At 64.0% G+C, this 16,313-nt stretch carries 12 protein-coding genes; all 12 read left to right on the top strand.

Annotated elements, in window-relative coordinates; translation table 11 throughout:
* The first annotated feature begins 97 nt into the window (after positions 1-97).
* The 12 genes from HFRIS_RS07695 (at position 98) to trpA (ending at position 16,132) form a co-directional block, all read left to right on the top strand.
* Positions 98-1,987 carry an MFS transporter gene (locus tag HFRIS_RS07695; protein WP_006462726.1) on the top strand — a complete coding sequence of 630 codons (1,890 nt, stop codon included), beginning with the start codon at positions 98-100 and terminating at the stop codon, positions 1,985-1,987.
* A gap of 88 nt (positions 1,988-2,075) precedes the next feature.
* A complete protein-coding gene (gene aroC / locus HFRIS_RS07690; RefSeq protein WP_006462725.1) occupies positions 2,076-3,164 on the top strand; it encodes a chorismate synthase in 1,089 nt (362 codons plus the stop codon).
* Between the two features lie 170 nt (positions 3,165-3,334).
* Positions 3,335-4,156, top strand: a complete 822-nt coding sequence (locus HFRIS_RS07685; protein ID WP_006462724.1) for a M48 family metallopeptidase — start codon at positions 3,335-3,337, stop codon at positions 4,154-4,156.
* Between the two features lie 239 nt (positions 4,157-4,395).
* Positions 4,396-5,796, top strand: a complete 1,401-nt coding sequence (gene leuC / locus HFRIS_RS07680) for a 3-isopropylmalate dehydratase large subunit (RefSeq protein ID WP_006462723.1) — start codon at positions 4,396-4,398, stop codon at positions 5,794-5,796.
* A 99-nt stretch (positions 5,797-5,895) separates the two neighbouring features.
* The gene (leuD, locus tag HFRIS_RS07675; protein ID WP_006462722.1) at positions 5,896-6,543 is read left to right on the top strand and encodes a 3-isopropylmalate dehydratase small subunit; all 648 of its coding nucleotides are present in this window, start codon (positions 5,896-5,898) and stop codon (positions 6,541-6,543) included.
* A gap of 91 nt (positions 6,544-6,634) precedes the next feature.
* Positions 6,635-7,705, top strand: a complete 1,071-nt coding sequence (gene leuB, locus HFRIS_RS07670; RefSeq protein ID WP_006462721.1) for a 3-isopropylmalate dehydrogenase — start codon at positions 6,635-6,637, stop codon at positions 7,703-7,705.
* 122 nt (positions 7,706-7,827) lie between these two features.
* Positions 7,828-8,940, top strand: a complete 1,113-nt coding sequence (gene asd / locus HFRIS_RS07665) for an aspartate-semialdehyde dehydrogenase (RefSeq protein WP_006462720.1) — start codon at positions 7,828-7,830, stop codon at positions 8,938-8,940.
* Between the two features lie 441 nt (positions 8,941-9,381).
* A complete protein-coding gene (locus tag HFRIS_RS07660) occupies positions 9,382-12,192 on the top strand; it encodes a motility hub landmark protein FimV (RefSeq protein WP_039874900.1) in 2,811 nt (936 codons plus the stop codon).
* Between the two features lie 123 nt (positions 12,193-12,315).
* Positions 12,316-13,239: a tRNA pseudouridine synthase A gene (locus tag HFRIS_RS07655; protein WP_039874960.1), complete on the top strand. Its 924-nt coding sequence runs from the start codon at positions 12,316-12,318 to the stop codon at positions 13,237-13,239.
* A 52-nt stretch (positions 13,240-13,291) separates the two neighbouring features.
* Complete coding sequence (locus HFRIS_RS07650) at positions 13,292-13,960, top strand: phosphoribosylanthranilate isomerase (protein ID WP_006462717.1); 669 nt, start codon at positions 13,292-13,294, stop codon at positions 13,958-13,960.
* A 42-nt stretch (positions 13,961-14,002) separates the two neighbouring features.
* A complete protein-coding gene (trpB, locus tag HFRIS_RS07645; protein ID WP_006462716.1) occupies positions 14,003-15,262 on the top strand; it encodes a tryptophan synthase subunit beta in 1,260 nt (419 codons plus the stop codon).
* Between the two features lie 72 nt (positions 15,263-15,334).
* On the top strand, positions 15,335-16,132 hold the full coding sequence (gene trpA / locus HFRIS_RS07640) for a tryptophan synthase subunit alpha (RefSeq protein WP_006462715.1): 798 nt from the start codon (positions 15,335-15,337) through the stop codon (positions 16,130-16,132).
* The last annotated feature ends 181 nt before the right edge of the window (positions 16,133-16,313 follow it).

The following is a 16,313-nucleotide window of genomic DNA, read 5'->3' as shown; positions in this document are numbered from 1 at the left end:
TTCCTGCTGGAGCGGTTTTTTATTGTCCATTGAGGTTGTTGTCATTTCGGCCCGGCCTGCGTAGGCTGCGCGTTCCGTTTCCCTGACCTGATTGCCCATGCAAAAGAACAGCCAGTTCTCGCTTTTCTCCCAACGGCGTTTCGCTCCCTTCTTCTGGACCCAGTTCCTGGGCGCGCTCAACGACAATGTCTTCAAGACCGCGCTGCTGACCATCCTCACCTATGACGCCCTGTCCTGGACCGAGATGGATCCGGGCCTGCTCAACAACCTCATCCCGGGTTTGTTCATCCTGCCGTTCTTCCTGTTCTCGGCCACCTCCGGCCAGTTGGCCGACAAGCTGGAAAAGGGCCGCGTGGCGCGTTTCGTGAAGCTGCTGGAAATCGTCATCATGGGCATCGCCGCCTATGGCTGGATGACGCACCACCTGTGGCTGCTGATTGCGGCGGTGGTCGGCATGGGCATCCATTCCACGCTGTTCGGGCCGGTCAAGTATGCCTACCTGCCGCAGCAGTTGAAGCGCGAGGAACTGATCGGCGGCAATGGCCTGATCGAGATGGGGACCTTCGTCGGCATCCTGCTGGGGGAAATCCTGGGCGCGGTGCTGGTGGTGCACAAGCCCTGGGGGCTGCAACTGGTGGCTGGCGTGACCATCGGCATTGCCGTGCTGGGCTGGCTGGCCAGCCTGCGCATTCCGCTTTCGCCGGCTCCGGCGCCGGAGCTGAGGGTGAACTGGAATCCCTTCACGGAAACGGTGCGCAATCTCGGTTTCTCGCGCCGCAACCGGCCGGTGTTCCTGTCGCTGCTGGGCAATTCCTGGTTCTGGTTCTATGGCGCCATCATGCTGGCGCAATTCCCTGTCTATGCGAAGAACTACCTGCACGGCGATCACAGCGTCTTCGTGCTGCTGCTGGCGGTGTTCTCGGTGGGCATCGGCGTGGGTTCGCTGCTGTGCGAGCGGCTGTCGGGCCACAAGGTGGAAATCGGACTGGTGCCCTTCGGCTCCATCGGCCTGTCGGTCTTCGGGCTGGAGCTGTATTTTGCCAGCCAGGCCTACGTGACGCCGGCGGCGATGCTGGACCTCGGCGGTTTCCTGGCGCACGGCGGCAGCTGGCGCATCCTCGGTGATTGCCTGGGCATCGGCCTGTTCGGCGGGCTCTACATCGTGCCGCTGTTTGCGCTGATCCAGACCCGCTGCGATCCGGCCCACGTCTCGCGCACCATCGCCGGGATGAACATCATGAATTCGCTGTTCATGGTGGTGTCGGCGCTGGTGGCCATGGTCATGCTGAAATCAGGGATGACGATTCCGCAGATCTTCCTGGCCACGGCCATCATGAACGGCGTGGTGGCGGTCTACATCTTCTCGCTGGTGCCGGAATTCCTGATCCGCTTCCTGGCCTGGCTGTTGATCCATACCTTCTACCGGGTGCGCATCGTCAATGGCCAGGCCATTCCCGACCAGGGCGCGGCGGTGCTGGTGTGCAACCATGTGAGCTATGTCGATGCCATCGCCATCATGGCGGCCAGCCCGCGCCCGGTGCGCTTCGTGATGGATTACCAGATCTTCCGGATACCGGTGATGGCCTGGCTGTTCCGCAATGTGCGGGCGATCCCGATTGCACCGGTCAAGGCCGACCCCTGGCTGACCGAGAAGGCCTTCGTCGATATCGCCCAGGCCTTGCACGAGGGTGAATTGGTGTGCATCTTCCCTGAGGGAAAACTGACGCGTGATGGCGAGCTCAACCCCTTCCGGGGCGGCGTGCAGAAGATCATCGACCGCAGCCCGGTGCCGGTGGTGCCGCTGGCCTTGCGCGGCTTGTGGGGTAGCCTGTTCTCGCGCGATCCCAGCAACCCGGTCACGCGCACCTTCCGGCGCGGCTTGTTCTCGCGGCTGGAACTGGTGGCCGGCGAGCCCATCCCGGCCGAGCAGGTCAGCCCCGAGCTGCTGCAGGAAAAGGTGCGCGAACTGCGCGGCGACTGGAAGTAGGCGGCAGGCGGGGAGGGTGCCGTGGCTCGTCGGCGGCGCCCGAGGCTGGTAAAATCGCGTCTTTCTCCCCTTTTGCGCGAATTCCATCATGTCCGGCAATACCTTCGGCACGCTCTTCACCGTCACCACCTTCGGCGAATCCCACGGCCCGGCCATCGGCTGCGTGATCGATGGCTGCCCCCCGGGCATGACGCTGTCGGAAGCCGATATCCAGCCGGAACTGGATCGTCGTCGGCCTGGTACCTCGCGCCACGTCACCCAGCGCCAGGAGCCCGATACCGTCGAGATTCTCTCCGGTGTCTATGAGGGCAAGACCACCGGTACCCCGATTGCGCTGCTGATCCGCAACCAGGACCAGCGCAGCAAGGACTACGGCAATATCCTCGACACCTTCCGTCCCGGTCATGCCGACTACACCTACTGGCACAAGTACGGCATCCGCGATCCCCGCGGCGGTGGCCGTTCCTCGGCACGCCTGACCGCACCGGTGGTGGGCGCGGCGGCCATCGCCAAGAAGTGGCTGTTCGAGAAGTACGGCACCACCTTCAAGGGGTGCATGAGCCAGCTGGGCGAGATCGCGATTCCCTTCGAATCCTGGGAGCATGTACCCAACAATCCCTTCTTCGCCGCCAATGCCAGCATCATCGGGCGCCTGGAAGACTACATGGACGCCCTGCGCAAGGACGGCGATTCCATCGGTGCGCGCATCGACGTGGTGGCGCAGAACGTGCCTGTTGGCCTGGGTGAGCCGCTGTATGACAAGCTGGACGCCGAGATCGCCTTTGCCCTGATGGGTATCAACGCCGTCAAGGGCGTGGAAATCGGCGCCGGCTTCCGCTCGGTGGCGCAGAAGGGTTCCGAGCACGGCGATGCGCTCACGCCGGAAGGCTTCGTCGGCAACAACGCCGGCGGCATCCTGGGCGGCATCTCGACCGGCCAGGACATCACGGCCTCCATTGCCATCAAGCCCACTTCCAGCATCCGCACCCCGCGCCCTTCCATCGACAAGAACGGCCAGCCGATCGCGGTGGAAACCTTCGGTCGCCATGACCCCTGCGTGGGCATCCGCGCCACGCCCATCGCCGAAGCCATGCTGGCCCTGGTGCTGATGGACCACGCCTTGCGCAACCGCGCCCAGTGCGGTGATGTGAAGGTCGATACACCGGCGCTGCGCTGAACCGGGCAGGACCGAGCGCAAGCCGGCCATCGCGCAAGCGGTCGCCGGCTTTTTCCTGCCTGAAACAATTTGCGGCTGTCCGGGTCGAAGCCGCTCACGGTGGGCGGGCGCGTGCTGGCCTGCCCACCGGCTGACCCGGAATCAAGATCAATTATTCAATGGAGGCGGGCATGAAGCTCAAACCTATCATCAAGAACAGTCTGCTGGCCGCAGCCCTGGTGGGCCTGGTGGCATGCGAGACCGTACAGACCACCCAGGGCGGTGCCGTGGGCATCGAGCGCAAGCAGCAGATGCTGGTGTCCTCGGCCGAGATGGAAGCGGCATCCAGCAAGGAATATGCGCAGGTATTGGCCGAGGCCAAGGGCAAGGGCCTGCTCAACCGCAACGCCGCGCAAGTGCAGCGGGTGCGCGCCATCGCCAATCGCCTGATCCCGCAGACCGGGGTGTTCCGCCCCGATGCGCTGAAGTGGAACTGGGAAGTCAATGTCCTGACCTCGGACGAAACCAATGCCTGGTGCATGCCGGGCGGCAAGATCGCGGTCTATACCGGCCTGATCGACAAGCTCAAGATCACCGACGATGAACTGGCCGCCGTGATGGGCCACGAGATCGCCCACGCCCTGCGCGAGCATGCCCGCGAGCGCGCCTCGCAGCAGGTAGTGGCCAATTCGGCCATTTCCATCGGTGCGGCCCTGCTGGGGCTGGGCGACGTGGGCAAGCAGGGTGGCCAGTATCTCTACATGGGCCTGATGGGCTTGCCCAATTCGCGCGCCAACGAGACCGAGGCCGATCGCATCGGCGTGGAACTGGCCGCACGTGGCGGCTATGATCCCAAGGCGGCGGTGACCCTGTGGCAGAAGATGGCCAGCCTGGGCGGGGACGAGCCGATGAAGTTCATGTCGACCCACCCCTCCAGCAGTGAGCGCATTGCCGACCTGACGGTCTATGCGCAGCGTGTCGATCCCTTGTACCAGCAGACCCGCAAGCGCTGAGCACTGAACCTCGCTGCAGACGGTATCGCAATCCGGCATGGCCCCGACGGGATGGGGAAATGCCGGATTTTTCATGTGGGCCGCAACTTCTGCGCTTTTTCTGCTGCCTTGCAGCATTATTGCCTGTTGTGGCGACGCGGCGGAAAACACGGCAAGGAGGTCAGACCCTTCGCTTTATGGCATAATCAAAAGCTATTTTTCCCGATCAGCACCCCTTTCCAGTTCCGCCGGACCGCAACATGCTCAAGACGCTCTACGACAAACTCTGGGAGTCGCACGTCGTTCATACGGAAGATGACGGCACCGCCATCCTGTATATCGACCGCCACCTGCTCCATGAAGTGACCAGCCCGCAAGCCTTCGAAGGCCTCAAGCTAGCCGGTCGTCAACCCTGGCGCAATTCGGCCAACCTGATGGTGGCGGACCACAACGTCCCCACCACCGACCGCGCCCACGGCATCGCCGACCCCATCTCGCGCCTGCAGGTGGAGACGCTGGACGGCAACGCCAAGGAATACAACCTGACCTACTTCGGCATGAACGACAAGCGTCAGGGCATCGTGCACGTGATCGGCCCCGAGCAGGGCGCCACGCTGCCGGGCATGACGGTGGTCTGCGGTGACTCGCACACTTCCACCCACGGCGCCTTCGCCGCGCTGGCCCATGGCATCGGTACCTCCGAGGTGGAACACGTGCTGGCCACGCAGACGCTGCTGGCGCGCAAGTCCAAGTCCATGCTGGTCCAGGTCGACGGCGCACTGCCGGCCGGCGTGACCGCCAAGGACATCGTGCTGGCCATCATCGGCAAGATCGGCACGGCCGGTGGTACCGGTTATGCGATCGAATTCGCTGGCTCGACCATCCGCTCGCTGTCCATGGAAGGCCGCATGACGGTCTGCAACATGGCCATCGAAGCCGGTGCCCGTGCCGGCATGGTGGCCTTCGACGACACCACGTTGAATTACCTCAAGGGCCGTCCTTATTCGCCCTCCGGCCCGCACTGGGAGCGCGCCGTGTCCTATTGGCGCACGCTGCATTCCGACCAGGGTGCCAAGTTCGACATGGTGGTCACGCTCAATGCTGCCGACATCAAGCCGCAAGTCACCTGGGGCACCTCGCCCGAGATGGTGGTGGCCGTGGATGCCCGCGTCCCCGATCCGGACAAGGAAAAGGATGCCACCAAGCGCGACGGTATGGAAAAGGCCCTGGCCTACATGGCCCTGAAGCCCAATACCCCGATCGAGGATATCCGCATCGACAAGGTCTTCATCGGCTCCTGTACCAATTCCCGCATCGAAGACCTGCGCGAAGCCGCCAAGGTGGTGCGCGGCAAGTTCCGCGCCTCCAACGTCAAGCTGGCGATGGTGGTGCCGGGCTCCGGCCTGGTCAAGGAACAGGCCGAGCGCGAAGGCCTGGACAAGATCTTCCGCGACGCCGGCTTCGAATGGCGCGAACCGGGCTGCTCCATGTGCCTGGCCATGAACGCCGACCGCCTGGAACCGGGCGAACGCTGCGCCTCGACCTCGAACCGCAACTTCGAAGGTCGCCAGGGTGCCGGTGGCCGTACCCACCTGGTGAGCCCGGCCATGGCCGCGGCGGCCGGCATCGCCGGTCACTTTGTGGATGTGCGCTCGCTGTAAGCGCCGGAAGCGGGCCATGTGGCCCGTCGCTTCAGTTTTTGAACAGAAATCAGGAAGGACTGGGCGGCCGGATCGCCCGTCCGACCCAAGGTCAAGACCATGAATAAATTTATCCTGCACGAAGGACTGGTGGCGCCGCTAGATCGCGCCAACGTCGATACCGATGCGATCATCCCCAAGCAGTTCCTGAAGTCGATCAAGCGCAGCGGCTTCGGCCCCAACCTGTTCGACGAATGGCGTTACCTGGATCATGGCGAGCCGGGCATGGACAACAGCAAGCGCCCGCTGAACCCGGACTTCGTGCTCAACCAGGAGCGCTATCAGGGCGCTTCGATCCTGCTGTCGCGCAAGAACTTCGGCTGCGGTTCCTCGCGCGAGCACGCGCCGTGGGCGCTGGACCAGTTCGGCTTCCGCGCGGTGATCGCGCCCAGCTTTGCCGACATCTTCTTCAACAACTGCTACAAGAACGGTCTGCTGCCCATCGTCCTGACCGAGCAACAGGTCGATCACCTGTTCAATGAAGTCAAGGCCTTCCCGGGTTACCGCCTGGTCATCGACCTGGAAAAGCAGGTCGTCAGCACCACCAATGGCAGCCAGGCCTTCCCGTTCGAGATCAGCGAGTTCCGCAAGTATTGCCTGCTCAACGGTTTCGACGACATTGGCCTGACCCTACGCAAAGCCGACACCATTCGTGCCTACGAAGAGAAACACCTGCACGAACAGCCCTGGCTGAGCAACACGATCTGACAGGATCGTTGAAACAACAGCAAAGGGCGGTCAGATGACCGCCCTTGTCATTGATAACCCGAATTCGCTGCATAACTGAGAAAGAGAAGCCATGAAGATTGCTATCCTGCCGGGCGACGGCATCGGTCCTGAAATCGTCGATGAAGCCGTGCGTGTGCTCAATGCACTGGACGAGAAGTTCGAGATGGAATCGGCCCCGGTCGGCGGCGCCGGCTACGAGGCCCACGGCCACCCGCTGCCGGATGGCACCCTGAAGCTGGCCAAGGAAGCCGACGCCATCCTCTTCGGCGCAGTCGGCGACTGGAAGTACGACAAGCTGGAGCGCGCCCTGCGTCCGGAGCAGGCCATCCTGGGCCTGCGCAAGCACCTGCAGCTGTTTGCCAACTTCCGTCCCGCCATCTGCTATCCGGAACTGACCGGTGCTTCGTCGTTGAAGCCCGAGCTGGTGGCCAACCTGGACATCCTGATCGTGCGCGAACTGAACGGCGACATCTATTTCGGCCAGCCGCGTGGCATGCGCGAAGCGCCGGACGGTCCTTTCAAGGGTGCACGTGAAGGATTTGATACCATGCGCTATTCGGAACCGGAAATCCGCCGTATCGCGCATGTCGCCTTCCAGGCCGCGGCCAAGCGCGGCAAGCGCCTGTGCAGCGTGGACAAGGCCAACGTACTGGAGACCTTCCAGTTCTGGAAAGACGTCGTCACCGAAGTGGGCAAGGAATACCCGGACGTGGAGCTGTCGCACATGTACGTGGACAACGCCGCCATGCAACTGGTGAAGGCGCCGAAGAACTTCGACGTCATCGTCACCGGCAACATGTTCGGCGACATCCTCTCCGACGCCGCCGCCATGCTGACCGGTTCCATCGGCATGCTGCCCTCGGCTTCGCTGGATGCCAACAACAAGGGCCTGTACGAGCCCTCGCACGGCTCGGCACCGGACATCGCTGGCAAGGGTATCGCCAATCCGCTGGCGACCATCCTGTCGGCGGCGATGATGCTGCGTTTCTCGCTGAACCGTGCCGAACAGGCCGACCGTATCGAGAACGCCGTGAAGAAAGTGCTTGCGCAAGGTCTGCGCACCGCCGATATTTATGAAGAAGGCTGCACCAAGGTCAACACCCAGCAGATGGGCGAGGCCGTGGTCAAGGCCCTCGCGTAAGCTCAGTGCCTCGTCTGCCCGCACAAGCCGGGCAGGGCGGGGCGCCTGGAATGCCGGATGGTCCGGCGCATATGTGTTCAATCTGAGTTGTTCACCATGGATGTTCTAAATAGGGAAAGATGATGAAACTGGTTGGTTTGGTTGGCTGGCGTGGAATGGTGGGTTCGGTCCTGATGCAACGCATGCAGGACGAGGGTGATTTCGATCACATCGAACCGGTATTTTTCTCGACTTCGAATGCGGGCGGCAAAGCGCCGTCGTTTGCCAAAACGGCAACGACGCTCAAAGACGCCAACAGCATCGATGAGCTGAAGAAATGCGACATCATCATTACCGCACAGGGTGGCGACTACACCAACGAGATCTTCCCCAAGCTGCGTGCAGCCGGCTGGGACGGCTACTGGATCGACGCCGCCTCCTCGCTGCGCATGAAGGATGATGCCGTGATCGTGCTGGACCCGGTCAACAACAACGTCATCAAGGACGCACTGGCCAAGGGCGTGAAGAACTACATCGGTGGCAACTGCACCAACTCCATCCTGTTGATGGGCGTGGGTGGCCTGTTCAAGGAAGGCCTGGTCGAGTGGGTCAGCTCCATGACCTACCAGGCAGCCTCCGGTGGCGGCGCCAACCACATGCGCGAACTGTTGAAGGGCATGGGCGTCATCAACGCCGCCGTGTCCGAAGAGCTGGCTACACCGTCCTCGGCCATCCTGGACATCGACCGCAAGGTTGCCAAGACCATCCGTGAAGACGTGCCCACCGAGTTCTTCGGCGCGCCGCTGGCCGGCGGCCTGATCCCCTGGATCGACGCCCAGCTGGAAAACGGTCAGTCCAAGGAAGAATGGAAGGGCCAGGCCGAAGTCAACAAGATCCTCGGCAACGAGAAGATCATCCCGGTCGACGGCCTGTGCGTGCGTATCGGTGCCATGCGCTGCCACAGCCTGGCGCTGACCATCAAGTTGAAGCGCGACCTGCCCCTGGCCGAGATCGAGTCCATCATCCGTGCCGGCAACCAGTGGGTGAAGTGGGTTCCCAATGACCGCGCCATCACGGTCAAGGAACTGACCCCGGCAGCCATCACCGGCGGCCTGGAAATCGGCGTGGGCCGTGTGCGCAAGCTGAACCAGGGCCCGGAATACATTTCCGCCTTCGTCATCGGCGACCAGTTGCTGTGGGGCGCGGCCGAACCGCTGCGCCGCATGCTGCGCATCATCCTGGGCAACCTGGAGTAATGCGACGGCCGGAAATATATCCGGCCGGCAACCGCCGTGCGTTGCTGCAATGCGAATAGGGCTTGCCTATCCCGTTGTCAGTCTGCAACAATAGCCCGCCAGCTTTTCCCCAGGGAGAAGCTGGCGGGTTTTTCTCATCTTGAGAAGTTAAGTACACTTGCGGGTGTAAGTTCTTGATGTTAATTTGAAAAGCCCATTCATTTCATGAAAACCAACATGGCAGCGCCACCGCCGGGCGCCTGCTGGATTTGATGAAATGGATCTGCATTTCCGTTCCCTGAGCTGCAAAAGAATGCTTTCAAGACAGCAAGGGCTGCAGGGACAGCAGCAGCGACGGCCCACAGCAAGGCTGCGCGGCACATGCCCCATTCACGGCTTCCACCGGGTAGAACGCGAGCGTGACGGGTTTCAAGCGGAACGTTTCTCTAAGCCATATAAAACATGCCTCTGAATACTAACAAGAAGCTTCCCCTGTCCCAGATGAAGACCCTGAGCGCCGCCGTTGCGCTGGCCCTGGCCTTGCCGCTGGGCGCGCAGGCGGCCGGACTGGGCAAGCTGACCGTGCTGTCCTCGCTGGGCCAGCCGTTGCGGGCCGAGATCGAGGTCACTTCCGTGAGCGCAGACGAGGCCGGCAAGCTGTCGGCCCGCCTGGCACCGGCCGAGGCCTTCCGCCGCGCCAACATGGATTACAACCCGGTACTGGGTTCGCTATCCTTCGTGGTCGAACAGCGCCAGGGGCGTCACTTCATCCGTATCAGCTCTTCCCAGCCGGTCAGTGATCCGTTTGTCGACCTCCTGATGGAATTGAGCGCGGGCGATTCCCGCCTGCTGCGTGAATATACCTTCCTGCTTGATCCACCTGACAGCAAGGCACCGCGCAACGCCCAGGTGGCACCGCTGACGCCGGGCAATGCCGGCGCGACCAACGGTTCGTCCTCCCGTAGCGAGGCTGCAGCAAGCGCTGCGGCCGCCCCCACAGCCCCTGCTGCGGCGACCACGCCGGCTGCATCGGCTGCCCCGGCTGCCGATTCTGAACCGACCGCTGCCCAGGCTGCACCGGCCGCCACTGCCGCGCCGACCCCCGCGCCAGCACCAGCACCAGCACAGGCTGCTGCACCCGCTGCCGCTCCTGCCGCCCCTGCCGCCAGCAGCACCCCGATCCCGGTCAGCGGCGAAGAGCCCGCGACCACCATCGTCCAGCGGCCTGCACCATCGGCCCTGGCCGAGGAACTGATCCGTCGCCAGCAGGCATCGCCTGCCGATACCCCGGCCTCGGCCAGCCCGGACGCGCTTGCCGCTTCCCGGCCGGCGACGCAAAGCGCCACGGGGACGGTGGCCCAGCCGGCCGCGTCTAGTCCGTCAGCGGCCGCTGCGCCGGCTGCTGCCGGTAAGAGCGCCGACTACCGCGTCAAGCAGGGCGATACCCTGGGCGCGATTGCCGCCCGCAACCAGCCGGCCAATGTCTCGCTGGACCAGATGCTCATCGCCCTGTATCGCGCCAATCCCGACGCCTTCCAGGGCAACAACATCAACCGCCTGCGCGCCGGCAGGATCCTCAGCATTCCCGATCAGCCCACCGCCGCCGCCGTCGACCGCGATGAGGCACGCGGCATGGTCGTGGCGCAGGCGCAGGACTTCAACGCCTACCGCAACAAGCTGGCCGGCCAGGTCGCCAACGCACCGGCCGGCAAGCCCGGCACCAGCCGCCAGAGTGGCGGCGGCAAAATCACCACGCGGGTGGAAGAACGTTCCGGCACCCAGTCGGCGCGTGATCGCCTGGAGCTGTCCCGCGCCAACAAGGGCAATGGCAAGACCGGCAGCGCCGGCGCTGCTGCCGAAGACAAGGCCGCCAGCGAGCGCGCACTGGCCGAGGCCAATGACCGCGTCAAGGACCTGGAAAAGAACGTCGACAACCTCCAGAAACTGCTGGAGCTGAAGAACAAGACCATCGCCGAACTGAGCGCGCAACAACCGAAGGAGGGCGAAGCCGCCAAGCCGGCCGCCGACGCCGCCGCACCCAAGGCCGAGGACAAGCCGGCCGATGCGCCCGCAACCCCTGCGCCTGAACCTGCAACGGCGCCGGCTGCAGCAGTCGCTTCGTCGACTACGCCGCCGGCAGCCAGCGCCAAACCGGCAGACAAGAACGGTGGCAGCTTCGTTGACAAGGTGAAGGAAAATCCCGCCTTCCTGATCGGTGCCGGTGTGCTGGTCGCGCTGCTGGCCGCCGGTGGTGGTGTGCTGGCCATGCGTCGTCGCAAGAAGAAGTCCGAGGAAGGCGCCGTCGAACCTGCCGTCGAACCCGAGCCTGCTTCGCCTGCACCTGCAGCAGCGGCTGCGGCAGCGGTGGTTGCAACGGAGCCTGAAGCAGAACCCGAGGTTCCGGCGACCGTAGCGGTCGTCGCGCCCGTGGTCGAGGAGGCAGCTCCGGTGGCCGCCGTGGTTCCGGAAGAGCCGGTCGATCCGATCTCCGAAGCCGACATGTACATCGCCTATGGCCGTGACGAGCAGGCCGAGGACATTCTCAAGCTGGCCCTGCAGACAACGCCCGAGCGCCAGGCGCTGCACGCCAAGCTGCTGGAAATCTATGCCAAGCGCGGCGATGTGGCGAACTTCAACAAGGTCGCGCTCGACCTGCATCAGCTCAGCGGTGGGCTCAACGAAACCTGGGTCAAGGCCGCAGCCCTGGGCCTGGAAGTCGATCCCACCAATCCGCTGTACGGTGGTGTCCCGGCCGAAGAGGAACCGATCCTCGGCAGCGAGGAAGAGCAGGGCATGGAGTTCGACCTCAGCGACTTCAAGGGCGCCGAGCTGCAAGCCACGTCGACCCCGCCGGCAGGCGCGGCCATGGACCTGGGCAAGGACATCGATTTCGACCTGGACCTGGAAAACGGTGCCAAGCCCGACGCCAACGAGCCCATCCTGCCGGCATCGAGCGGCGCCACCTCGGCATCGGCCCTGCTGGACAGCCTGGATGAGGCGCCCGCTTCACCTGCTCCCGCTCCCGCTACGGATCTGGCCGATCTGGACCTGAGCCTGCCGGAGGAGGACGCAGCGCCAGCGTCCACCAACCTGCTGGAAGAAGATGAAGAGTCCGCCTTCGAGGCCGAGATGACGACCAAGCTCGACCTGGCTGCCGCCTATGAGGAAATCGGCGACAAGGAAGGTGCTCGCGAATTGCTGGAAGAAGTCATGCGCGGCGGCAACGATGCCCAGATCGCACGTGCCAAGCAAATGATGGCCGCCCTGGGCTGAAGCCCACGGCCGCAGCGATTACAATAGCTTCATCTCGCGGGCAGCTCGCATGAGCTGCCCGTTTGTTTTCATCGTGCCGCCTGAGCCTGGCAAGCAGCGCAAGGGCGGCCTGCAGTGATCACCATGACAGACATTCCCCCCCAGGCCGACGGCCTGCGCCGCGTGGTACTGGGCGTGCAATACGACGGCGCCTGCTGGCAGGGCTGGCAGACCCAGCCGCACCGCCAGACCGTGCAGGATCAGCTGGAAGCGGCCCTGCTGCGCTTCAGCACCCAGCCCATCGCCACTACCTGCGCCGGCCGCACCGACTCCGGCGTGCATGCGCTGGAGCAGGTGGTCCATTTCGACACCGCCATCGCCCGCGACAGCTTTTCCTGGGTACGCGGCACCAACGCCTTCCTGCCGCCGACGATTGCAGTGCGCTGGGCTTGCGAGCTGCCTTACGTGGATGATGCGGCCATTGCCGACGCCAGCGCCGCTGCCGGTGTCGGCACTGGCGAGGTCGCCGCGCTGCATGGCGCCGAGCGCGAAGGGGCGGCGCAGCTGGCGCAGTTCGGTTTCCATGCGCGCTTTTCGGCCATCGCCCGTACCTATCACTACGTGCTCTACAACCATGCGGTCCGTTCGCCGCTGCTGGCCGGCAAGGCCGGCTGGACCTTCCGCCCGCTGGACGCCGACCGCATGCACCGCGCGGCCCAGCACCTGATTGGCGAGCACGATTTCACCAGCTTCCGGGCCGTGGAGTGCCAGGCCAAGTCGCCGGTGCGCAAGATGGAAAGCATCGCCGTGCGTCGCCATGGCGACATGATCGTCTTCACGCTCAAGGCCAATGCTTTCCTGCATCACATGGTGCGCAACATCGTCGGCTCGCTGATCGTGGTCGGCAGCGGCAAGCAGGGGCCGGAGTGGATAGGGCAGGTGCTGGCCCTGCGCGACCGCAGCCGGGCCGCCCCGACCTTCATGCCGGACGGCCTCTACCTGGCGCGGGTAGACTATCCGGATGCCTGGGCGCTGCCGCAGGAGAATCGCTCCTGGCCCTGGCTGTAGCGCGTTGGGCCGCTGCGCGCACCCCTGAAATTCTTGCAAAAAGGCAATATCGATGAGCTTGCGTACCCGTATCAAGATCTGTGGACTGACCCGCGAAGAGGATGTCCGTGCCACCGTGGCCGCTGGCGCCGATGCGCTGGGCCTGGTGTTCTATCCAAAAAGCCCGCGCTATGTCACGCCGCAACGTGCCGGCGAGCTGGCGCGGGCGGTGCCGCCGCTGGTGAGCATCGTCGGCCTGTTCGTCAACCCGACCCTGGAAGAGGTGCAACAGGTGTTGGCCGAGGCGCCCCTGACGATATTGCAGTTCCACGGCGACGAAACGCCCGAGAACTGCGCCGCGATCGCTCGCGCCGTTGTCAGACCCTTCATGCGCGCGGCCAGAATAGGAAGTTCGACGCAGCCCTCGGATTTGTTAGAATATGAACAGGCATATCGCTCCGCCAGTCCGTTTTTCACCGGACTGCTGCTCGACACCCTGGTCGAGGAGTACGGCGGCAGTGGAAAGGTTTTCGATTGGTCTCTCATTCCAAAAGAACTCGCGCCTCGGGCCGTTTTGAGTGGTGGCTTGAGCGTACACAACGTCACTGAGGCGGTGACCCGCGTTCGTCCCTACGCGGTCGATATCAGCAGTGGTGTCGAAGCCGCCAAGGGCATCAAGGATGCCGCCAGGATCGAGGCCTTCATCCAGGCCGTGCGTCTGGCGGACGCTACCCCGGCGTAGCACTCCCCATACAGTACGCAGTACGAGATTCAGAGGAAACCCATGAAAGAATTGAACCCCCTCGGCAGCTTTGCCGAGCGCCAGGCCGTTCCCGTCGCCGCCCTGCACCAGTCGGCCCACTACAACCTGCCGGACGCGCGTGGCCACTTCGGCCCCTACGGCGGCAGCTTCGTCTCCGAAACCCTGACCCTGGCCCTGAACGAGCTGCGCGAGGCCTATGCCCGTTACCAGCACGATGAACAATTCCTCGCCGAATTCCACACCGAACTGAAGCATTTCGTCGGCCGTCCCAGCCCTGTGTACCACGCCAAGCGCTGGTCCGAGCAGGCCGGCGGTGCGCAGATCTACTTCAAGCGCGAAGACCTCAACCACACCGGCGCCCACAAGATCAACAACGTGATCGGCCAGGCATTGCTGGCCAAGCGCATGGGCAAGAAGCGCATCATCGCCGAGACCGGTGCCGGCCAGCACGGCGTGGCCACGGCCACCATCTGTGCGCGTTTCGGCATGGAATGCATCGTCTATATGGGCGCGGAAGACGTGAAGCGTCAGTTGCAGAACGTGTACCGCATGAACCTGCTGGGCGCCAAGGTGGTGCCGGTGGAATCCGGCTCCAAGACCCTGAAGGATGCGCTCAACGAAGCCATGCGCGACTGGGTCACCAATGTCGAGACCACCTTCTACATCATCGGCACCGTGGCCGGGCCGCACCCCTACCCGATGATGGTGCGCGACTTCCAGTCGGTGATCGGCAACGAGTGCATCCAGCAGATGCCCGAGATCGCCTCGCGCCAGCCGGACTACGTGGTGGCGGCCGTCGGTGGCGGCTCCAATGCCATGGGTATCTTCTATCCCTACATCGACTATGCCGATGTGAAGCTGGTCGGCGTGGAAGCCGCCGGTGACGGGCTTGATACCGGTCGCCATTCGGCCTCGCTGACCCTGGGCTCGCCCGGTGTGCTGCACGGCAACCGCACCTACCTGCTGCAGGATGCCAATGGCCAGATCATCGAGACCCACTCGGTCTCGGCCGGCCTGGATTATCCGGGCGTGGGGCCGGAACACGCATGGCTCAAGGACAGCGGTCGCGCCAGCTATGCCTGCATCACTGACGAAGAGGCGCTGCAGGCCTTCAACACCTGCTGCCGCATCGAAGGCATCATCCCGGCGCTGGAGTCCAGCCATGCCCTGGCCCATGCGGCCAAGCTGGCGGCGACCCTGCCCCGGGACCAGATCGTGCTGGTCAACCTGTCCGGCCGTGGGGACAAGGACATGCATACCGTGCAACAGCGCCAGGGCTGATCGCCGACCCTGCCTGACGCGTGCCGGCTGCCCGACGGGTGGCCGGCTGGTTCGACAAAATACTTCACCATCATGTCCAGAATCCAGACTACCTTTTCCCAACTGGCCGAGCAGAAGCGCAAGGCCCTGATCACCTTCATCACCGCCGGCGACCCGGCCCCGGAGCTGACCGTGCCGCTGCTGCACGCGCTGGTGGCCGGCGGCGTCGACATCCTCGAACTGGGTGTGCCGTTCTCCGACCCCATGGCCGAAGGCCCGGTGATCCAGCGCGCCTGCGAGCGGGCCCTGAAGTTCGGCATCAGCACCCATGACGTGCTGGGCTATGTGCGCGAATTCCGCAAGACCAATACCCATACCCCCATCGTATTGATGGGTTATGCCAACCCCATCGAACGCTTCGGCGTGGATGCCTTCATCGCCGCTGCCAGCGAGGCGGGCGTGGACGGCACCATCGTGGTGGACTATCCGCCCGAGGAATGTGAAGAATTCGCCCAGAAGATGCAGGCCAATGGCATGGACCCGATCTTCCTGCTGGCCCCGACCTCGTCGGAAGAGCGCATCCGCCAGGTGGCGGCCGTGAGCAGCGGCTTCTGCTATTACGTCTCGCTCAAGGGCGTGACCGGTGCCGGCCATATCGACACTGCCGAAGTGGCCGAGCGCATCGCCGCCATCCGCCAGCACGTCAAGCTGCCCATCGCCGTGGGCTTCGGCATCCGCGACGGTGCCACCGCCCGCACCGTGGGCAGCGTGGCCGACGCGGTCGTGATCGGCAGCCGCATCATCGCCGAGCTCGAAAATACCCCGCAGGAGAAAGCCTGCGAGGCGGTGCAGACCTTCGTCACCGGCATTCGCCAGGCGCTCGATGCCTGAGCCTGGCCGGCAGGAGTAATCGGACAGAAGGCCTCCGGGTGCACCGAACTGCGCCCGGAGGCCTTGTCTTTTGATAAGGCGCAAGCCGCCTATCCTTCATTTCTTGCCGGGTGGAAAGCATGACCGTGCTTTACGTCCCGCCCCGGTCGGCTCTGGTACAATGCGCGCCACCGGAAAAATC

It is taken from the genome of Herbaspirillum frisingense GSF30 (genome assembly GCF_000300975.2).
GTDB classification, from domain to species: domain Bacteria; phylum Pseudomonadota; class Gammaproteobacteria; order Burkholderiales; family Burkholderiaceae_D; genus Herbaspirillum; species Herbaspirillum frisingense.
This window is presented reverse-complemented; position numbering and strand designations above follow the sequence as displayed.

Bases quoted from the DNA above. Each gene is read 5' to 3' on its own strand.
- HFRIS_RS07695 (WP_006462726.1), top strand. From the start codon at position 98: ATGCAAAAGAACAGCCAGTTCTCGCTTTTCTCCCAACGGCGTTTCGCT.
- HFRIS_RS07660 (WP_039874900.1), top strand. From the start codon at position 9,382: ATGCCTCTGAATACTAACAAGAAGCTTCCCCTGTCCCAGATGAAGACC.
- asd (WP_006462720.1), top strand. From the start codon at position 7,828: ATGAAACTGGTTGGTTTGGTTGGCTGGCGTGGAATGGTGGGTTCGGTC.
- HFRIS_RS07650 (WP_006462717.1), top strand. From the start codon at position 13,292: ATGAGCTTGCGTACCCGTATCAAGATCTGTGGACTGACCCGCGAAGAG.
- leuD (WP_006462722.1), top strand. From the start codon at position 5,896: ATGAATAAATTTATCCTGCACGAAGGACTGGTGGCGCCGCTAGATCGC.
- trpB (WP_006462716.1), top strand. From the start codon at position 14,003: ATGAAAGAATTGAACCCCCTCGGCAGCTTTGCCGAGCGCCAGGCCGTT.
- HFRIS_RS07655 (WP_039874960.1), top strand. From the start codon at position 12,316: ATGACAGACATTCCCCCCCAGGCCGACGGCCTGCGCCGCGTGGTACTG.
- aroC (WP_006462725.1), top strand. From the start codon at position 2,076: ATGTCCGGCAATACCTTCGGCACGCTCTTCACCGTCACCACCTTCGGC.
- leuC (WP_006462723.1), top strand. From the start codon at position 4,396: ATGCTCAAGACGCTCTACGACAAACTCTGGGAGTCGCACGTCGTTCAT.
- HFRIS_RS07685 (WP_006462724.1), top strand. From the start codon at position 3,335: ATGAAGCTCAAACCTATCATCAAGAACAGTCTGCTGGCCGCAGCCCTG.
- trpA (WP_006462715.1), top strand. From the start codon at position 15,335: ATGTCCAGAATCCAGACTACCTTTTCCCAACTGGCCGAGCAGAAGCGC.
- leuB (WP_006462721.1), top strand. From the start codon at position 6,635: ATGAAGATTGCTATCCTGCCGGGCGACGGCATCGGTCCTGAAATCGTC.